We start from the raw sequence: 25544 nt of genomic DNA on the forward strand, positions 1-25544 counted from the left end.
GTCATTTGAGGAAAAGCCCGGCCAGCAGTCCGAGCTCGACGGCGACGATGAAGCGCGTGCCAGCCCAGCGTGGCCGGCCCGGTCTGCTCGCGGGGCCCGGCCAGCTCGCGTTGAGCCACACGAGCCACACGAGCGGCAGCGTTGCGACATAGATCGAATACGTTTGCGACAGGCTTGCCAGGCGCGAGAGCGACACGTTGATGCCGAGCGCAAGAATCAGCAGGGCATTCAGCGCGACCCGAATGGCGCGCGCCGGCAGGAGATAGGGCTGCAGTGCGGTGGTGCCGACCTTGCGCGAGAACTTCCAGAATTCGTAGCCGGTCCACATCGAACCCGCTACGCACACCACGACGTAGAAGCTCAGTTCGCGCCCAGCAACCTCGCGCCACAAGAAAAAGCCGTACATGAAGATGGCGAAGGGCGCGCCCTCGAAAACGGGTAGGCACAGCAGCGGGTGGGTCGGGAGCAGCCGCTTGAAGACGAACGGCGCAGCGAAGGCCAGTGCGGTGGCGGCAGCGGCGGCCGTTCGCGCGTGCCCCATGCCGGCGTTCAGCGCAACGAGCAGGATCGCGCTTGCCGCGAGGCTGGCGATGAGGCGTGCGCGTCGCGCCGACAGCGCGTGCCCGGTGGGGTAGTCGCGTTCGAGGTCGTCGAGGTCGTCGATCAGGCGAAGCTGGACGAACAGCAAAAAAAACGACGCAAGACCGGCCAGCAAGCGCCAGCCCGGTTCAATGGCGACGCCGGCTATCCGTCCGTATAGCAGCAGCGAGCAGACGAACGCGCCGGCGATCGGCACCGCGTCGGCCGCCAGAGGCAAGCGGCCGAGCGTGTGACCGAACGCGGCTGCCGCAGTGGCGAGCCGGCCACGTCTCGCATGCGGGGTGACCAGCGAAAGGCGCGGGCTCATGTGCGCATCCCCTCATTGGCGTCTACACGGACGGAGGCGTGCCGGATGCACAGGTCCACTAGCGAGCCGACCGTGAAATACGTTTCGGCGCGTTCTTCGTTCAACGCTTCTAGAGGCAGACGCTCGATGCCAAACGCCTGCTCGATTGCGACCACGGCTTCGACGAGCGACAGCGAGTCGAGGCCAAGATCGGCGATCAGCGAACTGTCGAGGCGAATCTCAGTGTTGAAGTCACGCTGATGCTCGCGGCAGACGCGCAGTAACTGCGTGCGTACGACTCCGAATACGGTGTTGCGCGTCGACGCATTTTTCGATGTGCTGGCCATGCTGGATCCCTTTCCGTTCACGCGTTGCTCGACGCGGCGTAGCGCCACGGCAGTGTCTGGCCGCCGGCCAGGATGCCCTGTGGATGCGCGAGCGCGACAGGCTCGATCGCCAGCTCCAGGCGGACGGCTTCGAGTGGCCGCTGCAACGCTTCTTCCCAGCGGTAGGAAAGGGGAATGCGCGCGCGCTTGCCACGCAGCCACGCGCGGCGCAGAAAACGATGGACCCAGAAGTTCGGCCACCACGGCGCAGTCAACGCGGTGCCGAGCAGACCGACGATGCGCGCGCGCATCGGTTCGAGCCCGCAGTCGAACGCGAGAAGCGAGGTCTCGCCGGCCCAGTCCTGGCCATAGCCCGTCAACACGTGCAGCAGGTCATGAATGCAGCCGGTGCGCTCGATGAACCACTGACGGTCCGGGCCGGGGAGGATTTCTTCGAGGCCCGCGGCCAGCCGGCTCGCCTGCAGCAGACCATCGGCGCTGTAGCCGCTGTGCTCCATCATCGCCATGTAAGCGCAGCCGAACGAGCCCGGCGGCAAGCGCAGCAGCGTGTCGGAATCCGCGAGCGTGCCGAGCAGTGACGGCTGCTCGGCAAGCAGCGCGCCGGCGCAGGGCTCGCCGAGAAAACGCTGGTACATCGCCTCCATCTGGCCGCCGTCGAGCGCGATCATCACTTCGTAGGCATGCTGAATATCGTCTACGTTCGCCCTCAACGCCTTGATCGCCCGCAAGGCGCGCGGCCAATCGATGTGGCGTCGCGCCAGCGCGTCGTCCTTCAAGGTTGCTGTCATCTGCGGCTCCCGGCAAAGATCAAGAGGGCGAGTCACGAGTGGCAATCGACCGGTGCCTCGCGATTCGGGTTCGGCTACGGCAAGAAGGAATCGAGGCAGGCCGGCCACCAACTGTGGATGCTTTTTGCAGGGTTCATGCCAGTCGTGCGTCGGCAGCACGAAGGTCCTCCTCATTCCCTGCAAGAACGGACCGAGGTGCCCAGATCTCAAAAGGCCGCGCGGGTTTCGCGCCGATTGAAGCGGAGTCTGCGATTTGCCGACGCCCGTTCGGGGCGAGCCCGTCGCAGCCTGCTGGTTGTCGGTGCCGGGCCAACAGGTGAAGCGCATCTGTTGGTTGAGATCGACTGCGGGACGTTCGATACCGGCCCGGTACGCATGCCGACGTCCAAACATCTAAACGTGCGCATGTATCGCGCTGCCCTTTGAAATCTGGCTGCCCGCTTGCGTCATTGCTTCTGACGAGGACTCACGTCGCGCTGCAAGAGCGTGCCTGGCACGAACCGTGCGCCAGGAGCGCGAACAGTGAGTGGTGCGTATTGATGGTCGCGAAACGTATCGCTTGGGAATACTCACGAGGATGGAGGTAGAGCAATGAATCAGGCATGGAAGGCGAAAGCGGGGCAGTTCCTGCCGGGTGCGAATCTGACTGTGCTGCCGCACTGGGAGCGCGACGCGGTACCGAGCTACGATCGTGCCGAGGTCTCGGTGCCAGGGCGCCTTCACTTCGCGGTATTCGACTTTATGCAAATGGCGCCCGGCTTCGGCGGCGGCGGACTCGGCGTATCGACGAGCACGGTCGGACACCGGATCACCGTCACGAAGACGACCAACGGCGAGGGCGGCTGCGACGTGCCGAGCGGGCGGCACATGCTCGAGTTGTTCAAGCGAGCCGTCGGCTACGCACGTGACGACATCCGCGTCGATCGGGTGCGCAGCATCCAGCACCAGCACAGCGGCTTCGGCTCGAATGTCTCGTTCAATACCGCGACGCTCGCCGGCTTGAACGCGTTGTTCGGCTCACCGTTTTCGCCGCACGACATGTGGGAAATGATCACCCGCAACTACGTCGAGACCGCGAAGGATGACGAGCACGTGTATTTCGGACTGGAGACCGGCGTTGGCGAAGCGTGCCTGTTCTTCGGCGGTCTGGTCTGGGTCGACGAGAAGCACGGCAACGGCCGTTTTCTCGGCAACCTGAGTTCGGAAAACCTGTGGGTGACCACCGCCGTTGGCAACTACGACACGCTATCGACCGAAGCGCTGCGCGCCCATGGCGAAGGCGCGGACATGTCCGGCACGACCGAGGCAGGCTTCGTGCCGACGCATTTTGTCGAGTGGCAGAAGCGCTACGGCATCGCGTGGCGCAACTTCATCGAGCAGAAGTTGCGGCCGGCACTGCATCGCAACGACCTGTTCGCGTTTCTGAAGCACGGCTGGGAACTCAACAGCATGAGCAACATGAAGGTGCTCGAAGGCATTTTCCGGACCGACGTGATGCGTGAGTTCGACGAGACGATGCAACGCGAGGGCGCGGTGTACGCGGGGATGAGCAGCGCGGGTCCGGGCTTCTATGCATTCTCCGACTGCGAGGACAAGGCGAAGCACCTCGCGGCGGTGATGATGCATCGGTTCAGCGATTTCATGAGCGAGATGACGGTGGCCCGCGCGGGCCAGAAGCTGTCCATCGACGTCGCCGTCTAGGCGCATTCCTGCGAGCCCTCGCGAACCTTTCCACCGAGACCGATCGAACATGGCCAAGCGCGTCACCTTCGTCAACACGAACCAGATCAAACCGGCGATTGCGCCGATTGCATTCGACTACCTGTCGGCGCCGATGGAGCGAGCCGGGTTCGAGCTCGATTTGCTCGACCTGTGCTTCTCCGACGATTGCGAGGCGGCCATTGCCGCGCACTGCCGCACCGCCGCGCCGGATTACTGGGGGGTGACGCTGCGAAATACCGACGACGTCTATTTTTCCAGCGGCTACAGCTTTCTCGACAGAATCAGGGACATCGTCGCGTTGCTTCGGCGCGCGCGCGCGGTTCCGGTCGTGATGGGCGGCGCGGGCTACTCGGTGATGCCGGAAAAGCTGCTTGCTTACCTCGACGCCGACTTCGGCATCGTCAGGGAAGGCGAATTCAGCTTTCCCGAGCTGCTGACCTGCCTCGAAGAAGGCAGGAGTTTCACGCACATACCCGGCGTGGTCTACCGCGATACGGCCGGGGTGCGCGCTACGCCGCTCGCCCCGAACGCATGCGGACCGCTGGCCAGCATCGGGCCTCACAAACGCGAGCTGGTCGACAACCCCCACTATTTCGCCAAAGGCGGCCAGATCGGTATCGAAACGAAGCGCGGTTGCAATCGCTCCTGCATCTATTGCGTCGAGCCGCTGATCAAAGGCCGCACGGTGCGCATGCGCGAACCCGATGATGTCGTCGCCGAGATGGCATCGCTCGAAGAACGCGGGGTCAACGTCTTTCACATCAACGACTCGGAATTCAATCTGAGCGTCGCGCATCCTCTTGCGCTGTGCGCGGCCATCATCCGGCACGGGCTCGCCGGCAAAATCCAGTGGTATGCGTACGGTATGCCGCGGCCCTTTCCCGATGAACTCGCGGCCGCGATGAAAGCAGCCGGTTGCGTCGGCATGAACTTCGGCGTCGACACCGCCAGCGAAACGATGCTGAAGATACTGCGCCGCACCTTTAGCGCCCACGACATCGAGCATGCGGTCAATACGGCGAAGCGCCACGGCCTCGAGCACATCATCGAGCTGCTGTTCGGCGCCCCCGGCGAGACGCAGGAAACCGCGCGCGAGACGATCGAGTTCATCAAGCGGGTCGATCCGGAGCGCGTTTCGGTGACGGTCGGGCTGAGGATTTTCCCCGGCACCGAGCTCGAGCAGATGATTCGCCGCGAAGGCCTGCACGTCGGAAATCCGAATCTTCACGGCCATATCGAAGGCAACGACGATCTGCTGCATCCGGTGTTCTATCTGCCGACCGCATTGGGCCCGGACCCGCAGCAATTCATTGCCGAACTGATCGGCAATGATCGGCGGTTCTTCGGGACCAACGCGAGTCTGTTCAACTACAACGCGAACGACGCGCTGGTCGAAGCGATCGCGCAAGGCGAACGGGGCGCGTATTGGTCGATCCTGAACCGGATCGAGAAACGCTTCGAAGCGGCCCACGACGCTCGCGGTTGTCACCGCACGTCCGCGGCCGGCGGCGATGCGGATTGGGCACCGATCGAGGTTGTGACGATCGAGCAAAGTGCCTGATGCGGTGTGCGATGCCCGAAGCGGCCGGTCATCCAGTGGCCTGCGTACTTTCAACCCAGGAGGAGTGCATGCTTTTAGAAAACAGCCAGCCTGAGCCGTACAGGATCAAGATGGTCGAGCCGATCAGGCTGATCGACCGCGAGCAACGGCAGGCGCGGCTTGTCGCCGCCGGGTACAACGTCTTTCGGCTCGAAGCAGACGACGTCTACATCGATCTGATGACGGACAGCGGCACCTCCGCGATGAGCGCGAACCAGTGGGCCGGCATCATGACCGGCGACGAATCATATGCCGGTTCCCGCAGTTTCACGAAGTTGACGCAGGCCGTGCGGGACATGCTCGGCTTCGACTACGTATTGCCAACCCATCAGGGCCGGCCGGCCGAGCACTTCCTGTTTCGGACCCTCGTGCGCCCAGGCCAGGTGGTGCCATTCAACGCGCCGTTCGATTCGACCGAGGCACACGTATCGATTGCCGGCGGGACCGCGATACCGTGCGTCGCCGAAATCGGCTACCAACCCGCTGTCGAGCACCCGTTCAAGGGCGACGTGGATGTGCAGAAGCTGCGCAACGTGATCGAAAGCGAAGGGCGCGACAATATTCCGCTGATCATGGTCTCGCTGACGAACAACGCGGGCGGCGGCCAGCCGGTGTCGATGGCGAACCTGCGCGCGGTGAGGGCGTTGGCCGATGAGTTTGCGATTCCGGTCTACTTCGATGCGGCGCGCTGCGCGGAGAATGCTTACTTCATCCAGCAGCGCGAGAGCGGGTATGCGAACCGGTCCGTGGCGGAAATTCTGAAGGAGCAGTTTTCCTATGCCGAGGGCTGCACGTTCAGCTGCAAAAAGGACGCACTGGTCAACATCGGCGGCTTGCTCGCGACACGGTCGCGCACGCTCTATGAGCAGGTCGTGCCGCTGCTCGTGCTGTATGAAGGTTTCCTCACCTACGGAGGGATGGCGGGCCGCGATCTCGAGGCGCTCGCGATCGGTCTGCGCGAGATGGTCGACGACCGATACCTGCAACACCGCGTAGGTCAGGTCGAACGGCTAGGGGACACACTGCTTGCCGGCGGCGTTCCGATACTGAGACCGACCGGTGGACACGCGGTGTACGTCGATGCGGCCGCCTTCCTGCCGCACCTGCCGCGCTCGCAGTTCCCGGCCGAGGCGCTGGCTGCCGAGCTTTATCTGGAGGGCGGCGTGCGCGCCGTCGGTCTGGGCTCGTTGGCGTTCCTGAAAGAAGATCCGTCGACGGGCAATGTCAGCGCCCCGAGGCTGGAACTGCTGAGGCTGGCCATTCCTCGCCGCGTCTACACCGATAGCCACCTCGCGGCGGTTGCCGCCGCGTTGATCCGGGTCTACCAACGACGCGATGCGATCCGGGGAATGCGCATCGTCTCGGCACCGTCGATGCTCAAGCACTTCACCGCGGTCCTCGCGCCGATCGAGGCCCGTGACGAGATGCTCGCGGAGTCTCGGGAAGTTATGGTCTGAGGTGATTTCATGTCGAATGGTGTCTTCGAAACGCTCGAGCTCAAACCGCATGCTTATCCGGGGGTTCTGGTCACGTTGTGCGGTGTGGATGGGGCGGGGAAGTCGTCACTGATGGAAAGGCTCGAAAGCGCGTGCACGCGTGCGGGGCTCAACTGCGTGACGACGTTTACGCCGACCCGTAGGATCCGCAAAGATGCGCTGTTCCGGGATATGGTGGACAGCCACTGGCATACATCGAGCGCCGGTTCCGGACTCGACGTAAACCGACGGCGCGTCGACATGCTGGGCATTCTGCTGTCCATCATGGGAGACCTCGTCCAGCATCTGACCGACACGGTCATACCGGCACTGGAACGCGGCGACGTCGTTTTCTGCGACCGCTACGTGTTCACCTCTCAGGCTGAAATTGGCACGCGTTCCGATCCCGCTGAGACTGCGCCTGTGCTCCGCAGCATCGCCGGTCACTTGCTGCGTCCCGACGTCGCCTTTGGTCTGAACGTTTCCGGCGCGACTTCACACCGTCGCGTGCGGGCAAGGAACGACGAGAACGACCAGCCGCCGCCGATGAGCTTTCTGACGCGTCAGGTGGCGGCCTATCGCGCGGTGTTCGAGGTCAACGGCGTTGTCGCGCTGGATGCGGAGCGCAGTCTCGACGAGACGTTCTGTCAGGCACTCAGTCATCTCGTGGCGATCGACCGTGTTGCGGGGCGGTTGGGCTCTATCGGGACGGAACGTCCTACACGAAGCGTGGCGGCATGCTGAGGCTTCGACCTGCCCCGGGAAGCCGGAATCGGGCATCGAGGTATGCGACAAAATGCGCGTCGACACGTTTTGATGAGCATCTATCCTTCGAGGAAGGACCATGATGCATGGAACATCAGAGCCAGGGAGACGACGATGCTTAGCCCACATGAGATCGCAACGCTCATGCTTCTCGAGACAAACCCCCGTCCAGAAAATTTCGATCCCGGCGATCTCGACGTGTTGTGCGAGCGCCAACTTGTATTTCTGGAAAAGCTCGCGTCTGGATACGCGCGAGGGCGTCTGACCGCGCAAGGACGCTCGGTATTGCGGTCGGTCGGGAGGGTGAACTAGTGCCTCGCTCTGCATCGCCTGGGAACTGTGACCTTCAGGAGCAAAATGATCGTTGAAGCGCACGCACGCATGCGGGAATAGTGGGCAGCACCGGAATGTGACGGACGACGCTCGCGCTCAGCGGGCTAGGCCGCCAACGGGACAGCGCCCGTACATTTGATTTCATCGAGGCAAACGCTGGACTTGACTCCGCTCACGCCCGGAATGCGCATCAGCGTATCCAGCAGAAACTCCGACAGCGCTTTCAGGTCTTGCGCCACGACCTTGAGCATGTAATCGATATCACCCGTTACGACGAAGCATTCCTGAACCTGGGTGAGTTCCGAGATCATTCGCTTGAACTTCGACAGGTCGCGGACATGGCCTCGCTCCATCGTCACCTGGATGAAGGCCACTACGCCAAAGCCCAGCAGCTGCGCGTCGAGCCGCGTCTCGTAGCGTTTGATCACACCCATTTCCTCGAGCCGGCGATGCCGCCTCAGCGTTTGCGCGGGCGACAGTTTGATCGCCTCCGCAAGTTCGAGATTGGAGATGCGCCCCTGGGACTGAAGAATCTCCAGTAGACGCACGTCGATACGGTCGATGTCGATTGTCTGCACTTTTATTTCCTCGTTCTCCAGTGAAATGAAATATTAATGCACAAATCAGGGTTTGTCTGCGTCTGCAAGGAAATCCAATTGCGTCCATAAAAACTTACACTGAATCCAAATGGCGCTGCGACGACGCCGGAAAATGCGTTGAGAGAGTGGTCCGAGGACGCTGCCTGCGTGGCGATTGGAGAAATTTGCTTTCATTTTTCCGACACCCGGCGCCACTCGGTGCCGGTTGCTCGCCACAAATCATTCACCCTCTGCTGAACCTGAGAGATCATGGCCGACCTGTTTGACAATCCAATGCAACTGATGGGCTTCGAATTCGTTGAATTTGCCTCGCCCGTACCCAATGTCCTTGAACCGCTGTTCGAGCAGATGGGCTTCACACTGGTGGCTCGCCACCGTTCGAAGGACGTGCTGCTTTACCGCCAGGGCGAAATCAACTTCATCGTCAATCGCGAGCGCAACAGTGCTGCCGCTTACTTTGCCGCCGAGCATGGCCCGAGTGCGTGCGGCATGGCATTTCGCGTGAAGGATTCGCACAAGGCCTACGCCCGCGCGCTGTCACTAGGGGCTCAGCCGATCGAAATCGCAACCGGTCCAATGGAGCTGAGATTGCCGGCAATCAAAGGCATTGGCGGCGCACCGCTTTATCTGATCGACCGCTTCGAAGACGGCAAGTCGATCTACGACATCGATTTCGAGTTCATCGAAGGTGTCGAGCGGCGGCCGGCCGGTCATGGCTTGCGCCTCGTCGACCACCTCACGCACAACGTCTATCGCGGCCGCATGACGTATTGGGCCAACTTCTACGAGACGCTGTTCAACTTCCGTGAGCTACGCTACTTCGACATCGAGGGCGAATACACGGGTCTCACGTCGAAGGCGATGACGGCGCCGGACGGCAAGATCCGCATTCCATTGAACGAGGAATCTGGCAAGGGGAGCGGGCAGATCGAGGAATTCCTGATGGCCTTCAATGGCGAGGGCATTCAACACATCGCGTTCCTGACGGACGATCTGATAACGGTTATCGACAATCTGCAGATGGCAGGCGTGCCGCTGATGACGGGGCCCAACAGCTACTACTACGATGCGCTCGAGACGCGCTTGCCGGGCCACGGTCAAGCGGTGGGTGAATTGCAATCGCGCGGCATCCTCCTCGACGGAACGACGGCAGACGGGTCGCCGCGCCTGCTGCTGCAGATTTTTTCCAAGCCGCTGCTTGGCCCTGTCTTTTTCGAATTCATCCAGCGCAAGGGTGATGAAGGTTTCGGCGAAGGCAATTTCAAGGCGCTGTTCGAGTCGCTCGAACGCGATCAGATCGAGCGGGGCACGCTGAAGGTTTGACGCGCGTACAACCCCGTTGATAGCTCTCGACCAGAGCAGGCGAAAAGCGAGGCGTGGCGTCCAGAACCAACCGCAGGACAGAGGAGACAACATCGTGGCACACCAGCAACAGGGCACGCTACAGCGCGGCCTGAAGAATCGTCACATTCAGTTGATCGCGCTAGGAGGCGCAATCGGCACCGGCCTCTTTCTCGGCATCGCGCAGACCATCAAGACGGCAGGGCCGTCCGTGTTGCTCGGGTACGCGATCGCGGGCATCGTCGCCTTCTTCATCATGCGGCAGCTCGGCGAAATGGTCGTCGACGAGCCGGTTGCGGGATCCTTCAGCTACTTCGCAGGCAAATACTGCGGCCAATTCTCCGGCTTCGTGTCCGGCTGGAACTACTGGGTGCTGTACGTTCTCGTGTCAATGGCAGAACTGTCGGCCGTTGGCATCTACATGCAGTACTGGTGGCCCGGTCTGCCCACGTGGGTCTCCGCGCTCGTCTGCTTTTGCGTCATCAACGCGATCAACCTCACCAGCGTGAAGTCGTACGGCGAGCTCGAGTTCTGGTTCTCGATCGTCAAGGTCGCGGCGATCGTCGGCATGATCGGCTTCGGCGGCTACCTGTTGATTTCGGGCCACGCAGGCCCTGACGCGGGCGTGGCCAATCTCTGGCGCCACGGCGGCTTCTTTCCGAACGGCGTGTCGGGCCTCGTGATGGCGATGGCTGTCATCATGTTCTCGTTCGGTGGACTGGAACTCGTCGGCATTACGGCCGCCGAGGCGGAAGATCCTTCGCACACCATCCCGCGTGCGACCAACCAGGTGATCTACCGGATCCTGATTTTCTACGTCGGCGCACTCGGCGTGCTGCTGTCGCTGTATCCGTGGGAAAAAGTCGTTACGGGCGGTAGTCCGTTCGTGCTGATCTTTCACGCGATGAATAGTAACTTCGTCGCCAACGTGCTCAATGCGGTGGTGCTCACCGCCGCGCTGTCGGTGTACAACAGCGGCGTCTACTGCAACAGCCGCATGCTTTACGGCCTCGCAGGCCAGGGCAATGCGCCGCGCGCTCTGCTGAAGGTGAACGCCCGCGGGATTCCGCTCGTCGCGCTGGGTGTTTCCGCCGTGGCGACGGCCACCTGCGTGGTGATCAACTACCTGATGCCCGGCAAGGCATTTGAACTGCTGATGGGGCTCGTCGTCTCGGCGCTCATCATCAACTGGGCAATGATCAGCGTCATTCATTTGCGCTTTCGCAGCGCGAAAGCGCGAGCCGGTGAGACGACCGTATTCCGCAGCCTGGGCTATCCGCTTACCAACTATCTGTGTCTGGTGTTCCTTGGCGGCATCCTGGTGGTGATGTGGCTGATACCGGATCTGCGCATGTCGGTCTACCTGATCCCCGTTTGGCTCGTTGCGCTGGGCGTCGGCTATCGCTTGCGCAATCGACGCGCGGACACCTCGGTACCAGTTGGTGTGCCGATGCGCTAGGCACCGCGTTTCTGCAACCATTTGGCCTAATCCAGGGAATGAGCATGTTTGAACACATCGATGCCTATGCGGGCGACCCGATCCTCACATTGAACGAGAACTTCGCGAAGGATTCGCGCAACCATAAGGTCAATCTGAGCATCGGCATCTATTACGACGATCAAGGCCGCTTACCGGTGATGCAAGCCGTACGTGAGGCTGAAGGACAACTGCTCGCCGAGCTCGGTCCAAAGCCGTACCTGCCGATGGCGGGCTTCGCCCACTACCGCGATGCCGTGCAATCGTTGGTGTTCGGCGGCGACTCGCCCGCACGTACCGAGGGGCGCATCGCGACTGTGCAGACCTTGGGCGGCTCGGGCGCGCTCAAGATCGGTGCGGATTTCATCAAGCGCTATTTTGCGGGCTCACGGGTATGGGTCAGCGATCCGACGTGGGAAAACCACCGTTTCATCTTCGAGCGCGCGGGATTCGAAGTCGACACGTACCCGTACTACGACGAATCGAGCGGCGGGCTCAAGTTCGAAGAGATGCTATCGGCCATCGACGCGCTGCCGGCGCGCAGCGTCGTCCTGTTGCACGCGTGCTGTCACAACCCGACGGGCGTCGATCTGAACGACGCGCAATGGGTGCAACTGATCGAGGTCATCAGGAAGCGGACCCTGCTGCCCTTCATCGACATGGCGTATCAGGGCTTCGGCGCGGGCATCGACGCGGACGCATTTGCGATTCGTGAACTCGTGCGCCAGAACGTGCCGGCGTTGGTGGCCAATTCATTCTCGAAGAACTTCTCGCTGTATGGCGAGCGGTGCGGCGGACTGTCGGTGATTTGCGAGTCGCCGGACGTTGCCGGGCGCGTATTGGGTCAATTGACGAGCGCTGTGCGCGCGAACTACAGCAATCCGCCGACGCACGGCGCAAAGATCGTAGCGCGCGTGCTGACAACACCGGCAATGCGGCAATCATGGCAACAAGAGCTTGCATCGATGTGCCGGCGCATCATGCGTATGCGTGCGGAGATCCATGAACGCCTGCGCGGCAAGGTGCCGGACACGATGCTCGCGCGCTACCTCGAGCAGCGCGGTATGTTCACGTACACCGGGTTGTCGGCAGACCAGGTCGACACGTTGCGCGAACGGCACGGCGTCTACTTGATCCGGTCCGGGCGCATGTGCGTCGCCGCGCTCAATGACAACAACGTTGCGACGGCTGCGGAGGCCATCGCGAGGGTCATCTCGCGGGCAGGCGATTGAGACTACTGCCGCAAGCGTGGAGCCGCGGCTGGACACGCGATCAGTCCGGCTAAGGTGCGCGCGATGGCGGATCGGTTCCAGACCGACGTCGAAGCCGTCGCTAACGCTCTCGATGCGGTGCACGGCATGGAAATCGTCCTTTTCAGTTTCGTCGCGCGCTCGCGTTGCCGCTGTGCTTGAGCGTCGGATCGAGCAACGAACCCTTGACATCGAGCGAAGACGCTTGCCCGAGTTTCGCGTAGTCGTTCTCGAGCCATACGTTCGCCACTTCGCGGCCACGCTCGAAGAGCGTTTTGAGCAATGACCAGGACGTGCTGCTCTTGGAAACAAAACCGAACTTCGCGAGAAAATCGTCGTCGCGAATCAGGTGAAACCTGACGGGCTTGAAGCGGCTTTTGCGCGCCGCTTCCTCGCCGACCGAGTCGAGCACACGGTTGACCGCTTCGATCGCGTTGATCTCCAGTACGACGGACGCGTTGAAACCGATTTCATTGAGCCGGTCGAGAATGCCGCGCGCGTCTTTAGGCGGCATGTCGTGGCGCACGAACGGATTCGCGAGAACGAGAATCAGGTCCTGGGCATGGGCGATCAACGGCGCCAAAGGCGGGTTGCCCAGATAGCCGCCATCCCAGTACGGTATGCCGCCCACGCTGATGGTGCGAAACTCGCTCGGCAGGCATGCGGAAGCGCGCAATACGTCAATGGAAATCTCGGGGCGGGTGAAAATTGCGCGTTGGTTGGTTCGTACGTCGGTTGCGCAAATGAACAGTTGCGGGCCATCGCGCGTGGTATTGAGCGCGGCGAGATCCTGTTCGGGGAGGGCGGAACGAATCACCGGCCCGAGCGGATCGCGGTAAAACGGATTGCCGTAAGGCGAAGCGACGAGTCCCACGGCCTCCAGCATGATGGCGGCGGGATTCCAGTCGATATTCCAGCCGCCGAATGGGCCGGGTTCGGAAAAGCCGAGGAGCGCGTTGCCCGCCAGCGCGCCGGCGCGCGATACCGCTTCCCAGAAGGCGCGCAGCATGTCGCGTGCTTTCGGTGCGCCGCTGGTTGCGAGACCCGCCGCGCACAGCGTCGCATTGATTCCGCCCGCGCTTGCGCCGCTGATCGCCGCGATATCGAGCGGGGTTGCCTGCGACGAAGCCTCCAACAGACGGTCGAGCACACCCCACGTGAAGGCGCCGTGCGAACCGCCGCCTTGCAGGGCAAACGCGACCTTGGGGCCGTTCTGTCGCGTCGGGTTCCGGGGTTCCTCCATCGCCATGGCTCCTTCGCGTCTTCATCGCGTTCCCGGCAATCTTACGCGCACGCGAGGATACTTGCGTCGGAAACCTCGAGCTTTTAATTGGTTCGTCCTGTCCCGCATGCCATGGCGGATCGCCTTGGATGCTGCGATACTATTTATAAGCGCGCGCTGCGTAACCTGCTAAAACGGTCCATGAGAAAGAGGTTGACTGACACAAACCGGTGTGCCGGGACGGCATCGCGGGCTCACAGCTTTCGTCCGGGGGTACCTGGATGAAACGGCATCTCGATCTGGATTCCCGAGGCGCGATCACGCTAAACGGGCTGGCGCACAGGCTGGGGCGTGCCCGTGAGCAACTGATGCATCGCTGGATCGCCGAGACCTCGGAGCAGGCCGCGCACACCGATGCGGACAGCGGGCAGGAACTCATTGGCTGTTTCGCCTATATGCTGGCCGAAGTATGCGCCGCCCTGCTGGTCGCCGAGAGCGACGCGTCACTATCCGCGCATGTGGCTGTCGCGTACCCCGGCAGGTTCTGGCCAGAGAGTTGGCGGGTCACGGATCTGTTTCGCAACATCGATCTGATGCAGCGCTTTCTGAAAGACGAGATCCGCGCGTATTTCGGTCCGGTTGCGGCTTCCGTCGACGTTCACATACGGGCACACGACATCGTCGAGCGCACGTTTCGCGCGATGATCGAAAACGCCATCGAGGCGCAAATGCAACGTCAGGCGGCCGAGGTGGCGGCGGCGCAGGACAGCCTGCACACGGTGCTGACCGCGCTGAAGCTCACCGAGGAGCGGCTGCGTGTCGCGACGAGCGCGGCCGGCATCGGCATCTTCGAGTGGTGTGGCGCCTCGCGACAAGGCGTGTGGGAAAACCGCCAGATGTACGACATCACCGGGCAGCCCGAGGAGAGGGGGCCGTTGACGGAAACCGAGTTCATGACGTCGGTCGTTCATCCCGACGATGTCGAACTGCTGAAATGCCATTTTCAGTCCCGGCTGGTCTCCGGCGAGCCGGTGCATGTCGCGTTCCGGCTGCACCGCGTAACCGACCACGCGCTCAGGACCGTCGAAATGTTCGGGTATCTGCGTCCGCCCGTTCAGCAGGACGATTACACGTTCATTGGCAGCTTGTGCGACGTGACGGAGCGGACCGACGCGGAGGCGAAATTGCAGGACGCCGATCGCCGCAAGGACATCTTTCTGGCCACGCTCGCGCACGAGCTGCGCAACCCATTGGCGCCCGTGCGTAACGCCGCGCATCTGCTGGGCCACGGCGCGGGAGCCGATCCCGCCAAACGTGAATGGCTGCGCAATGTGATCGAACGCCAGACCGGCCACCTGTCGCATCTGATCGACGACCTGCTCGATGTATCGAGGATCACCACCGGCAAGATCGAGTTGAAGCGCGAGGTCTTCGATATCAGGCTGGCACTCGACCACGCTCTCGAGATCACGATGCCGGCTGCGTTGCAGCGGCATCACGACATCGTGCGTCTGCCGCTCGCGCACCCAGTGTACGTCCACGGTGACCCGGCGCGGATCACCCAGACATTTGCCAATCTGCTGGATAACGCGATCAAATACACCGACGACGGTGGCCGGATCGTCGTATGCGCGACGCTCGTCGGTCAGGAGGTATCCGTTACCGTGTCGGACACGGGCACGGGTATTTCGGGCGACGCACTGCCTCACGTGTTCGATCTGTTCGTACAGGGTTCCTGCCACGGCGAGCCGTCCAGGGGCGGTCTTGGGATCGGGCTCTCGGTGTGCAAGACGCTGACCGAGATGCACGGCGGGACCATTGTCGCCAGGAGCGAAGGCAAGAACAGAGGCAGTGAATTCGAAATACGTCTACCCGTTTGCCAGGGCAGCAACCAGCAGGCGAAGGACGGTGCCGAAGCAGGTCGACCGCCGTCCGATCCATTGCGTGTTCTGATCGTCGACGATAACAGCGATGCCGCGCTGTCGCTCGCAATGATTCTCGACGCGCACGATGTGCGCACCGCACACAGCGGGGAAGAAGCGCTTCAGATTGCCGCTGCCTTCGAGCCGCAGATCGTTTTCCTTGATCTTGGTCTGCCGGGAATCAGCGGCTATGAGGTTGCGCGTCGGCTGAGGGACCGTCAGGCGGCCGGCAAGCGCCTTGAAATCGTCGCCGTGTCGGGCTACGGACAGCCTGAGAACGTGGCTCGCTCAGCGGGAGCGGGGTGTGATAGTCATCTCGTCAAACCCGTCGATATCGAAGAACTGCTTGCGATCATCAGGCGAATGACCAGCGAAAATCCGTCCACCGCGTAGTTTTCGATCGACCCTCTTTGTGCGAGGCGGCGTTCTGGGGCGACGACGAAAAGCACTGTTCGGATTTCCCCGCTTATCAGTCGAATTCCCTCGCGGGAACGACGTGGCAATTTTCGCAATGCTCTACCATCAATCCATCCAGGAGGTAGTGATGTCACGGACTGTCAGGTTTGCCGAGGCCGGTGGGCCGGAAGTGCTTCGATTCGTCGACGAATCGGTCCGCGGCCCCGGCCGCGGTGAAGTTCGCATCAACGTGAAAGCGATCGGTCTCAATCGCGCGGAATCGATGTGGCGCACCGACCAGTACATCGAACCAGTCCGCTTTCCGGCCGGACTCGGGTACGAGGCGGCCGGCATCGTCGACGCGGTGGGCGAGGGCGTCGGCGGTTTCGCGCCCGGAGACGAGGTCAATGTGATCCCGTCGTTCTCGATGAATCAGTACTTCACCTACGGCGAAGTCATCATCGTGCCGGACCATGCAGTCGTCAGGCATCCGAAATCTCTTTCCTTCGCCGAGGCCGCGTCGGTGTGGATGATGTTCGTCACCGCATATGGCGCGCTGATCGAAGATGCGAAGGTGGGCGCCGGCGACTATGTCGTCATACCGGCCGCTTCGAGCAGCGTTGGACTGGCAGCGATCCAGCTAGCGAATTACGCGGGGGCGACGTCGATCGCGGTCACGCGCCATGCTGGCAAGCGACAGCAGTTGCTCGACGCGGGTGCCGCACACGTGGTCGTCACGGACGAGTCGGACCTTGTCGAAGCGATCATGCGGATCACGGATGGAAAGGGGGCTCGTGTCGCGTTCGATCCGGTCGGCGGCCCGAACTTCGCGAAACTGGTCTCGGCGCTGTCCTTCCAGGGGATCGCGTATCTGTACGGCGCGCTAGACGAATCGTGCCACGACGCTGCCCGTGCTGCCGATGATCGCCAAAATGATTTCCGTGAAGGCGCACAACATCTGGCTGACGAGTGGCGACCCGACGCGCCGAAAGGCTGCGGTGGAGTTCGTGCTCAAGGGGCTCGAAAGCGGCTCGCTGAAGCCGGTCATCGATCGCACCTTTGGGTTCGACGAGATCGTCGACGCGCACCGCTACCTCGAAACCAACGGGCAGTTCGGAAAGATCGTGGTAACGGTGTAGCCCGCGAACCGACATTGAGGTGAGGCAACGCGCTGCTTTTCCGCTTGATATCGTTGCTGGCCGCGTTCGCTCAAGCGCGGCCATCGCGAAGTGCTGAGGTCCAGTTCATGCAGCATGTGGCGGCATTGGGGTAGCGCATGACATGGCGATTCTTCGGTCGGATCGCGCATGCCGGCGTTGGTCTGGCTGTCGCGCGACCTTCATCAGGGCCCATCGGTACCGTTTCCACGCGTGCCCGGACTCACGCGTGTCAGGACACCACATCGGCCAGCGGCCGCCTCGGCGCATGACTGACGCGCGGACCGCGGCCGACGCGGAGCAGAAGCTGCGGAATCGCCTCCGTTCCCAGCAGCGTCCGGAGCCGCTCGCGCAGCGGGTCCACTTCGATCGGCTGGTTCAGGTAGGAAGCGGTCAGTCCCGCGGATGCCGCGACCAGCAGCATCCGCTCGAGCGCCTGTCCCGCGGCGAGCCATGCCTCGCGGTCGTCGCGCATCTTGGCGATGCCGACCATCAGCGGCGAGCCTTGCACGAGGTGCTGATGCGTGGCGGGCTGTCCCGCGCCCACATCGAATACGCGGACGGCCAGGCCGACGAGCGGCGCCGCGAAGTCGAGCAATGCTCCGACAGCGGTACCGTAGGCCGGCATGCCATCGTCGCGCCGGCGCGGGTGGATCCAGCTGGCGAGCTCGCGACGGAAGCGTGGGTCCGCGAACTGCGCGTGATCGGCGTCGGCGATCAGTTGCGCAAGCGCCTCGCGCGCGGTCGTTTGCTCCACGCAACAGGCAATCGCGCCCTCGTCGTCGCAGGCGTCGCTGAGCTTGCGTTGCAGTGCCGCCGGAACGGCTTCGTCGGCGAACGGCGCACGCGTCGTCACGCGCGCCGTCAGCGCGTCGAATAGTTCGTGCAAGTGCGGGTCGCGGAGCCCGTCGCGCGACACGCGCACGAGCGCCACGATGTCGGGGTCGGCTTCCGATGGAAACAGCGTGATCGCATAAGCGAGACCGAGACGGCACAGCGCCACGCGAAGATTGAGCAACGCCGCGCCGCAGCTCATCAGAAGTTCGCGATCGAAAGGATCGACCACGGGAAGCGCGCGCATGCGGTCGGCGCAGATCTGTACGGTCTCGCCATCGACGATGAACCGCCACGGTTGCGTGTTGTGATTCGACGGCGCGAGCACCGCATAATGCAGCGCAAAGCGCAGCTGCTGTTCCAGTGGCGTGGAGGCGTGGGTGTGCGGTTCGCCGATTTCCCACGCGTCATGTTGGGCGGCATCGTTCATCTCGAAGTCTCCTTTCGGATCGTTCCCGCGAGCACGCGGTTCGTGTCGTCATCGTGTCGCCGGGTACCGTGGCAGGTTTGTGGCAGGTCGACGTTTCAGATGTCTCGCGTACGCTTTGCGCGGGTCTCGCAGCGGAGAAGCGCTACAGGTCGTTTTCGTCGTCGAACAGCTTATGGCGGATCGCATAGCGAACCAGCCCGTTCTCGTTCGGCATCTGCATTTTTTCGAGGATGCGCGTCTTGTGCGTGCTGATCGTCTTCACGCTGACGCATAGTTCGTTGGCGATCTCGGTGATGCTCTCGCCTTCGACAAGGCGCCGGAACACGTCGAATTCGCGATCGGACAGCCGCTGGTGCGGCAGCGCGTCGGCAGGCTCGTTCAGGTTCTGGGCAAAGCGTTCGGCCATCGCGAGGCTGACATAAACGCCCCCTGACGCGACTTTCGTCACCGCGCCGACCAGTTCCGCGCTCGCGCTTTCCTTGGTCAGATAGCCGGACGCGCCCGCCTTGAACGCTCGCACCGCGTATTGCTGCTCGGCGTGCATCGTCAGCACCAGAATCCGCAGGCCGGGTTTTTCCTCCTTGATCTGCTTGATCAGTTCAATGCCATTGCGCCCCGGCATCGACAGGTCGAGCACGAGCACGTGGGCCTGCGTCGCGCGAATCAGCGCGATCGTCGTCGCGCTGTCGCAAGCTTCGCCGGCCACTTCGAAGCCGCTCGCCTGCTGCAGGATATGGCGCAGTCCGTCGCGCACGAGCGTGTGGTCGTCGGCCAGCAACACCTTGATCATGGGGTGATCTCTCCCGGTTGCATCCATTGCCAAGGAAACCTGACCGCAATCGCGAAATCGGCGCTTTGCGCTGTATCGATCCGCATGGAGTCGCCGAGCATAGGCGTGTTCGCGCACGTCGATCAATCCGAACGGCATTTCGTGACCGCTGGCTCCAACCGTCTCGCGATCGGCGTCTCGTTCACGATCCATTGTCCGCTATCCGTGGCGGGCGGTCGGGCCGTTTGTGTGAGATGTCACTTCGGCCGTGTTTCGCCTTCGCATGGCGGCGACCTTATTCAGCGCTTCCTGAACGAGGCGGAAGGACGGTGTCGCGTTTCGCCGTGAATGGTTCGCATTGAGCGGACCGAGGCGGCGCGGGAGTTGATGCGCGGCGCGCAGGCGCGCGGCGTGTACCGCCCCACGCCGCGCAGCAGCGTTCGTTCGGCACGGCGTCCTGTCAATGCGCCATTAGCACGGGCACCGTCATCGATTCGAGCATCGTCCGCGTAACGCCGCCCCACACGCGCTCACGCGCACGCGAATGGCCATACGCGCCCATCACGAGCAGATCGGCATGTAGATCCGACACCCGGTTCAGCAGCGTCGCGCCCGTGCCGGCGATGCCGAGGCGCGGCGTCGTCGAGAACGACGCGCGCACGCCGTGCGCTTCGAGCCATGCCGCGACGTCGATCGCGCTGGGTCCCGCTTCATGGTCGTGCGTGGGCTCGACGACGGCGACGCCAACGAAGCGCGCCCGTTCGAGCAGCGGCATCGCGTCGGCGATCGCTCGCGAGGCTTCGCGGCTGCCGTCCCACGCGATCAGCACGTTCTCGCCGAGCGTCGGCACGGCGCCCGCGCGCGGGATCACGAGCGCGGGACGCCCCGCGCCGAGCACGACCTCGCCGACGAAATGCCGGTCGACGTAGCTGGCGGGATCTCGCGGGTCGGGCTGGCCGAGCACCAGCAGGTCGGCGTGCCGCGCGTGAAGCGTCGTCACGGCGACGGGGGAGCCCTCCGGCGCGCGCCATTGCGCTGCGCGGCCGGCGCGCTCGGCCGCGGCGAGAAATGCATGCCGCGCCGTCTCGCGGCGATCGGTCGTCAGTGCGGCGCGTTGGGCAACGAAACCGTCGTCGGTGCCGAACAGCGGTTTCGCGAGGCCCTCGCACACGACATACAGACCGATCAGGTGTGCATCCCAACGCTGCGCAAGATCGAGCGCGAGCGCGACGCGAGTGTCGCAGCGGCGGCTGTCGTCGATGTGAACGAGCAGGGTCTTATAGCTCATGTCAGTTCCTTTTCGGCTGAGGCCGGGACGGAATGGTCGGCTGGTTCGACGCCTGCATGGGCCGGGATCGTCAGAACCGGGCAGCGGGCACTGCGCAGCACGCGCTCGGCGACGCTGCCGAGCATCAGTCGTTGAACACGACGGCGGCCGTGCGTGCCCATCACAATCGCGTCGGCGTGCCATTCGAGCGCCGCCGCGACGATGCGCTTCGCGACGTCTTCGCCAGGTGTCGAGGCTTCCACCGTGCGTGGCTTGTAGCTCATCGCCAAAGCGCCGTGACAGAACGTGGGGACACCGGCGTAAGCCCGTTGTCAAATGGAGTCTATGGGCCGGCCCGGCGCGACTATTGACGCAGATCAAGCGCGCCGATGCCGCACGCCAGTTGATGTAGGTCAAGCTCTGCCGGCTGCGCGCAAATACAGTGATAGCAGCGGACGTCGCGCCGTAGCGGTGCCTGCAGTTGCGTGCCGTCTGTGGAGGGCAACGATCACGGCCAGGGAATGTTCCGGTTAATCCGGGCTGAGTCCATACCCCGGCTCGGCGTGCGCGCTTCGCGCACGCAACGAGTGACGCCCAATTGGCGGACGGAGCGCCCAGTGTCTGCTGCCGGAGAAGGAACATGACCGAGCGTTGCAGGATTCTGATCGTTTACTACTCGCGAACCGGCACCACGCGACGTGTTGCCGAACTGCTCGCGTCCGAACTCGACGCCGACATCGAACCGATCCGCGAACGCGCCGGGCCACGATCGCGTGATGGCGCACGCGGCTACGTCAGATCGGTGATCGATGCGCTGTGCCATCGGCGCGCCGCCGTGATGCCGGCGGTGCTCGACGTCGCCGCGTACGACCTCGTCGTCGTCGGCGCGCCCGTCTGGGCAGGCCGCGCGTGCGCGCCGGTTCGGGCGTGGCTGGAATCGAACGGAGGACAGATCCGTCACCTGGCGCTGTTCTGCTGCGAGGGCGCGCGCGGCAGCGGATCGGCGCTGAAGCAGATGTCGGAGGCGGCGGGCAAGACGCCGCTTGCGGCCTGCGTGATCAGCGGCAGCGATCTGTACCGCCGCAGGGACGCCAACAAACGCGAAGCGTTCGCGCAGAAGATCAGGCAAAGAATGGCGGCGCGGCGGGAGACGGAGTGGCTGGTGTAGCTCGGGCGGTCGCACGCGCGGTCGGGAAGGATGCAACTAAACCCGCAGCGAACCACGCAACGCGCCGAAGTCGGTGCGTGGATGACGGTGCACCGGCGTTGCGTCCGGTACCGTGAAAGCCGGCTTGTCGAGCTCCGGACGAATGACATTCGCGAGGTCGAAAGGGAAACGGTGACGCGCCGCGTCGTAGCGCCGTGCCGCTTCGTCATAGCGCTCGCGCGCGCAGGCGATGGATCAGCTTGCATGCTGGGCGGGCCGCTATCGTGAGGGAGTTGCGGAGCCGCTCGTCGAGTGCGCGATGCACGAACGTGCGCGCGCGGCGCAAGCAGCAGGGAGTCCCGATGAGCAGCAAGCTCAGTGAGATCGAAAGCCGCACCGCTTCGGCGCGGCAACTCGAAACGGTGATTGGCGCGATGCGCGGCATCGCCGCCGCGCGCGAGCGCGAGGCGCAGGCGCGGCTCGCGGGCATCCGCTCGACGGCGGCGACCGTCGGCGAGGCGATCGGGATGGTGCTGGCTGCCGCATCGTCGGCACATGCGGCGCAATACGCGCCACCGGAAGGCACCGCGCGCATTCTGATCGTGCTATGCACCGAGCAGGGTTTCGTCGGCGGCTTCAACGAGCATCTGCTGGCGCGCGTCGAACGATTGAAGGCGGGCGAGCCGGGCGAGATTTTCATCGTCGGCACGCGCGGCGTGATGCTCGCCCAGGAACGCGCATTGCATTACGGCTGGTCCGTGGGAATGGCCTCGCACGCGGAGGTCGTGATGCGCGTGGCCAGTCAGCTCGCGGACGCGGTGTTCGCGCGCTTTCGCGATCAGGCGTCGTCGCAGGTGTGGCTCGTGCACGCGACGCCCGGCCCCGGACTCGACGAGCGCATCGTGACGCGGCGGCTGGTGCCGTTCGATTTCACGCGCTTCCGGGTGGCGTCGCGCGGGCAGGCGCCGCTTTTGAACCTGCCGCTCGACGGCTTGCTGAGGGGCCTCACCGAGCGCTACGTGTACCTCGAACTGTGCGAAGGCCTGATGCAGTCATTCGCGGCGGAAAGCGCGGCGCGCGTCGGGGCGATGCTGGCGGCGAGCCGTCATGTGAAGGACCGGCTGCAGGAACTCACGCGCGACTATCGGATCGTCCGGCAGGACGAGATCACCGCCGAAATCGCCGAACTGGCCGCGACGGGCGCCTGCGTGCCGCCGGCTACGTCGGCACGGGGGCAGTCGTGAAGCGCGCCGCGTGCTGGCTCTGCTTGTCGCTGCCCGGTTCGGTGACGTGCGTTTGAGCCTCGGCGGTGGAGCACGGACCGTGTCGTCCGATCGTTCAACTGGGGTCAGCCGATTCCTACGACCGGCGACGACGGACTAACCCCGTTTCCGCCGTCGCTGATTTAGATAACGCCAGCCGTTGCCGATAATAGATTCGACGACACGCCGCGATGTCCGGCGCCAAGGTCGGCGAGTCCAGGGAGGCGGCAATGAACGACACCATCATCCCGCTGCGCGCACTGGTCGAGAAATGGCTTGCGCCGACCGGCACGACACCGGCGCACGTGGTGCGCACGGGCCGCCTGGCGATCACCCGGGCGCGGTATGTCTGGCTCGAAGGCGCGATTTCTTCGAGACCGCTGACGATCGTATTTTTCCGGCACGGCAAGGGTTCGTGGGACGTGTTTCCGCCCGTTGAACAGGCACCGGCAATGAGCGCGCGCTACTTCTAAGCGCCCACCGGTATCAACGGATCTGGTGAAGCATCGGCCAGCCGTGATCGACGCGGACGCGACCTCGGTCACGCGCGCAGATCAATGACCCCGCTTCGCGTCGGAACACGATCAGCGGGTCGCAAACGGCGCTGACTGCATCAGTGCAAGCACGGGTCGCCAGATCGCGGGGGAGTCGAACGCCGCCATCGGTACCGCGGTGTCGAATGACAAGGTCAACGCCTGTTCCGCCGGCGTCAGTGCGTCGGCGCTCGCAAGTTGACGCGCGAGCGTCGCGGTGTCGGCGTCGGACAGATCGCGCGGACCATGCCGGCGCGCTTCGATGCGTTGCGCGAGCACCGTTGGTTCGGCACGAAAGTCGAGAATGCGAGCCGGTACGCCAAGCCGTTGGGCGAGCGCGAAAAACGTGTCGCGGTGACGGAACTCGAGAAAGGTCGCGTCGACGATCGCGCTGTGGCCGCTTTGCAGCACGCGGTGCGCGAGTCGTAGAAGGTGGTCGTAGATCGCGTGGCGTGCAGCTGGCGTGTAGTGTTCGGCGCCGAGCGAGGTTTGCGCGTCGGGCGCCGGCCGCGGACGCTTGCGTTCGGCATCGCTCGACACTCGCACCGCGCCGCACAGGTCCGCAAGGGCCCGGCTCGCGACCGATTTTCCCGAACCGGAGTAGCCATGACACAGCAGCAAAACGGGTCCCGGCTTCTGCGTTTGCGCCCGTGCCACCTCGAGGTAGCGCAGGGCCGGATCCGGGATGGCGACGCTGCGGCCCGCTACGTATCCCGCTTTCAGGCACGCGACCCACGCCCGCACCAGCGCGCGATAGGCGACGTACAAAGGCATCAGCGACAGCGCCGCATAATCGCCCGACGTTTCGAGCCAACGGTTCAACAGTCGATTGGCCAGACGGGGCTCCGCTCGCGCGCACAGGTCCATCACGAGAAACGCGACGTCCGCTGCGACGTCGATCCAGCGTAGCGCATCGTCGAAGTCGATACAGTCGAACATCGCGATTGCGCCGCGCCAGCGAACCACGTTGTCCAGATGCAGATCGCCATGGCAACCCCGCACGAAACCCTCGGCGCGGCGCCGCTCGATCAGCGGCGCGAGTTGGTCGAGCTGTCGCGCGCACCACGCGGCAATGCCGGGCAGCGCGGGATGGCTGCAATTGGCCAGCAGCGCCGCGTTGATCGTTTCGATCTGCGTTCGCACCAGCGTGGCGCTCCCGTAGCGCGACGACGGCGCGTTGCGGGGCGCCCTCAGGTGATAGTCGGCGAGCCGCTTCGCCGCGCCGTCGATGTCGCGCGGCGTCAGTGCTCCCTTCGCCGCGAGACTCGAAAAGAGCATCGCCTCGTCGAAGCGGCGCATCTTGACCGCGTGATCGACTGTCACGCCGCCGTCCCCGAGTGTCAGCACGCCGGCGTGGCGCGCAATCGGCAGCACGCCGGCGTAAATACCTTGCGCGAGTGGCCGGTTCAGACGGAGCTGGGCTTCGCAGCAGCGCTCGCGGGTCGCGGTGGCGGTAAAGTCCGCGAAACCCGGGGCGACGGGTTTGATGATCTTGTACGCGAAGCGCCCGGCGAGATACACGACGGATATGTGCGTTTCGACCCGGACGATCCTGCCCGCCGGATGACGGTACGTGCCCGGCCTGCGCAGCGTCGCGTCGAGTCCGCGCACGCTGCGGCGCGCGGCGCGGACCCGGTTGGCGAGATGCTGGATGCCGCGCATGCCTGCATTGGCCCGTGGTGAAGAAAGCTTGCGGCTCCGTGGCGAACTCATGCCGGACTCCACCTCGCGGGCAGCTGCGCGCCCATTTCTTCGTGGCGACCGCTCAAGTCGACCGAGCCCGCGACAACCAGGCCGGAATTCGCGAAGAGCGGCACGCCGGGCGCGCGTTCGACGATCACGCTGCGGCCGCCGAAACCGGGCATGACCTTGACGGCCTCGGCGAGCGCATTGATGCCATCGAGCAGCCATTGCCGGGCGTCATGGTGAAGCACGAGCGTCTCATTCGGCACGGTTGACCTCCGCGTGGTGGGACGGCCGGCGCCCGCCTTGCGCGCGAGCCGGAATCGTCTACTCATTGAA

The 25544-nt window shown here is 63.8% G+C and carries 22 protein-coding genes and 2 pseudogenes; 13 read left to right on the forward strand and 11 right to left on the reverse strand.

The features are described 5' to 3' along the window. Window position 1: 1 nt before the first annotated feature. Genes OKW40_RS02925 through OKW40_RS02935 form a run of 3 tightly spaced genes read right to left on the reverse strand, consistent with a single transcriptional unit; the run spans window position 2 to window position 2021 of the window. Window positions 2-907 (reverse strand): hypothetical protein, encoded by a 906-nt coding sequence (locus OKW40_RS02925; RefSeq protein WP_429488048.1) that lies wholly within the window; start codon window positions 905-907, stop codon window positions 2-4. Next, window positions 904-1233: an acyl carrier protein gene (locus tag OKW40_RS02930; protein ID WP_429488050.1), complete on the reverse strand. Its 330-nt coding sequence runs from the start codon at window positions 1231-1233 to the stop codon at window positions 904-906. The genes OKW40_RS02925 and OKW40_RS02930 overlap by 4 nt, the downstream gene beginning before the upstream one ends. A 17-nt stretch (window positions 1234-1250) precedes the next feature. Then, the gene (locus OKW40_RS02935; RefSeq protein WP_429488052.1) at window positions 1251-2021 is read right to left on the reverse strand and encodes a Coq4 family protein; all 771 of its coding nucleotides are present in this window, start codon (window positions 2019-2021) and stop codon (window positions 1251-1253) included. A 591-nt stretch (window positions 2022-2612) separates the two neighbouring features. Here OKW40_RS02935 and OKW40_RS02940 point away from each other — a divergent pair. From OKW40_RS02940 to OKW40_RS02960, 5 genes are all read left to right on the forward strand, one after another. Continuing rightward, window positions 2613-3722, forward strand: a complete 1110-nt coding sequence (locus tag OKW40_RS02940; protein ID WP_187611896.1) for a hypothetical protein — start codon at window positions 2613-2615, stop codon at window positions 3720-3722. Between the two features lie 49 nt (window positions 3723-3771). Then, window positions 3772-5304: a B12-binding domain-containing radical SAM protein gene (locus tag OKW40_RS02945; RefSeq protein WP_429488053.1), complete on the forward strand. Its 1533-nt coding sequence runs from the start codon at window positions 3772-3774 to the stop codon at window positions 5302-5304. A gap of 68 nt (window positions 5305-5372) precedes the next feature. Continuing rightward, complete coding sequence (locus OKW40_RS02950) at window positions 5373-6800, forward strand: tryptophanase (RefSeq protein ID WP_429488055.1); 1428 nt, start codon at window positions 5373-5375, stop codon at window positions 6798-6800. Between the two features lie 9 nt (window positions 6801-6809). Beyond that, entirely contained in the window at window positions 6810-7562 is a 753-nt protein-coding gene (locus tag OKW40_RS02955) for a dTMP kinase (protein WP_429488057.1), read from the forward strand. A 135-nt stretch (window positions 7563-7697) separates the two neighbouring features. Next, the gene (locus tag OKW40_RS02960) at window positions 7698-7895 is read left to right on the forward strand and encodes a hypothetical protein (RefSeq protein ID WP_429488478.1); all 198 of its coding nucleotides are present in this window, start codon (window positions 7698-7700) and stop codon (window positions 7893-7895) included. Between the two features lie 125 nt (window positions 7896-8020). On the opposite strand, the gene OKW40_RS02965 is transcribed toward OKW40_RS02960, so the two are convergent. Continuing rightward, window positions 8021-8494, reverse strand: a complete 474-nt coding sequence (locus OKW40_RS02965; protein ID WP_429360543.1) for an Lrp/AsnC family transcriptional regulator — start codon at window positions 8492-8494, stop codon at window positions 8021-8023. A gap of 270 nt (window positions 8495-8764) precedes the next feature. On the opposite strand from OKW40_RS02965, the gene hppD reads away from it, so the two are divergent. The 3 genes from hppD (at window position 8765) to OKW40_RS02980 (ending at window position 12565) form a co-directional block, all read left to right on the forward strand. Continuing rightward, on the forward strand, window positions 8765-9838 hold the full coding sequence (hppD, locus tag OKW40_RS02970) for a 4-hydroxyphenylpyruvate dioxygenase (protein WP_184073194.1): 1074 nt from the start codon (window positions 8765-8767) through the stop codon (window positions 9836-9838). 94 nt (window positions 9839-9932) lie between these two features. Then, window positions 9933-11315 carry an amino acid permease gene (locus tag OKW40_RS02975; protein WP_429488058.1) on the forward strand — a complete coding sequence of 461 codons (1383 nt, stop codon included), beginning with the start codon at window positions 9933-9935 and terminating at the stop codon, window positions 11313-11315. Between the two features lie 44 nt (window positions 11316-11359). Continuing rightward, the gene (locus OKW40_RS02980; RefSeq protein ID WP_429488060.1) at window positions 11360-12565 is read left to right on the forward strand and encodes an amino acid aminotransferase; all 1206 of its coding nucleotides are present in this window, start codon (window positions 11360-11362) and stop codon (window positions 12563-12565) included. Window positions 12566-12707: 142 nt separating this feature from the next. On the opposite strand, the gene OKW40_RS02985 is transcribed toward OKW40_RS02980, so the two are convergent. After that, a complete protein-coding gene (locus OKW40_RS02985) occupies window positions 12708-13826 on the reverse strand; it encodes a patatin-like phospholipase family protein (RefSeq protein ID WP_429488061.1) in 1119 nt (372 codons plus the stop codon). Between the two features lie 260 nt (window positions 13827-14086). On the opposite strand from OKW40_RS02985, the gene OKW40_RS02990 reads away from it, so the two are divergent. Both OKW40_RS02990 and OKW40_RS02995 read left to right on the forward strand, forming a co-directional pair. After that, a complete protein-coding gene (locus OKW40_RS02990; RefSeq protein ID WP_429488063.1) occupies window positions 14087-16120 on the forward strand; it encodes an ATP-binding protein in 2034 nt (677 codons plus the stop codon). Between the two features lie 151 nt (window positions 16121-16271). Beyond that, window positions 16272-17262 (forward strand): annotated as a pseudogene (locus tag OKW40_RS02995) (zinc-dependent alcohol dehydrogenase family protein). A gap of 250 nt (window positions 17263-17512) precedes the next feature. Here OKW40_RS02995 and OKW40_RS03000 read toward each other — a convergent pair. The 4 genes and pseudogenes from OKW40_RS03000 to OKW40_RS03015 form a co-directional block, all read right to left on the reverse strand. Next, window positions 17513-18544, reverse strand: coding sequence for an Acg family FMN-binding oxidoreductase (locus OKW40_RS03000; RefSeq protein WP_429488065.1), 1032 nt, complete (start codon window positions 18542-18544; stop codon window positions 17513-17515). Between the two features lie 142 nt (window positions 18545-18686). After that, on the reverse strand, window positions 18687-19334 hold the full coding sequence (locus OKW40_RS03005; RefSeq protein WP_429332420.1) for a response regulator: 648 nt from the start codon (window positions 19332-19334) through the stop codon (window positions 18687-18689). A gap of 439 nt (window positions 19335-19773) precedes the next feature. Beyond that, window positions 19774-20601 (reverse strand): universal stress protein, encoded by an 828-nt coding sequence (locus OKW40_RS03010; protein WP_429488067.1) that lies wholly within the window; start codon window positions 20599-20601, stop codon window positions 19774-19776. Next, a pseudogene (locus OKW40_RS03015) lies at window positions 20598-20852 on the reverse strand (universal stress protein); the annotation flags it as partial. The pseudogene OKW40_RS03015 and the gene OKW40_RS03010, both read right to left, overlap by 4 nt. A gap of 368 nt (window positions 20853-21220) precedes the next feature. On the opposite strand from OKW40_RS03015, the gene OKW40_RS03020 reads away from it, so the two are divergent. From OKW40_RS03020 to OKW40_RS03030, 3 genes are all read left to right on the forward strand, one after another. Beyond that, complete coding sequence (locus OKW40_RS03020) at window positions 21221-21748, forward strand: flavodoxin family protein (RefSeq protein ID WP_429488069.1); 528 nt, start codon at window positions 21221-21223, stop codon at window positions 21746-21748. 341 nt (window positions 21749-22089) lie between these two features. Continuing rightward, window positions 22090-22971: a F0F1 ATP synthase subunit gamma gene (locus tag OKW40_RS03025; protein WP_429488071.1), complete on the forward strand. Its 882-nt coding sequence runs from the start codon at window positions 22090-22092 to the stop codon at window positions 22969-22971. 248 nt (window positions 22972-23219) lie between these two features. Further along, window positions 23220-23462: a hypothetical protein gene (locus OKW40_RS03030; RefSeq protein ID WP_184058754.1), complete on the forward strand. Its 243-nt coding sequence runs from the start codon at window positions 23220-23222 to the stop codon at window positions 23460-23462. Window positions 23463-23573: 111 nt separating this feature from the next. Here OKW40_RS03030 and OKW40_RS03035 read toward each other — a convergent pair whose 3' ends face one another. Next, a complete protein-coding gene (locus OKW40_RS03035) occupies window positions 23574-25235 on the reverse strand; it encodes an AAA family ATPase (protein ID WP_429488073.1) in 1662 nt (553 codons plus the stop codon). Further along, window positions 25232-25540 carry a hypothetical protein gene (locus OKW40_RS03040; protein WP_429488074.1) on the reverse strand — a complete coding sequence of 103 codons (309 nt, stop codon included), beginning with the start codon at window positions 25538-25540 and terminating at the stop codon, window positions 25232-25234. Before OKW40_RS03040 ends, OKW40_RS03035 begins: the two co-directional genes overlap by 4 nt. Window positions 25541-25544 lie beyond the last annotated feature (4 nt).

This window comes from Paraburkholderia sp. RAU6.4a (assembly GCF_050435625.1).
Taxonomy (GTDB): domain Bacteria; phylum Pseudomonadota; class Gammaproteobacteria; order Burkholderiales; family Burkholderiaceae; genus Paraburkholderia; species Paraburkholderia tuberum.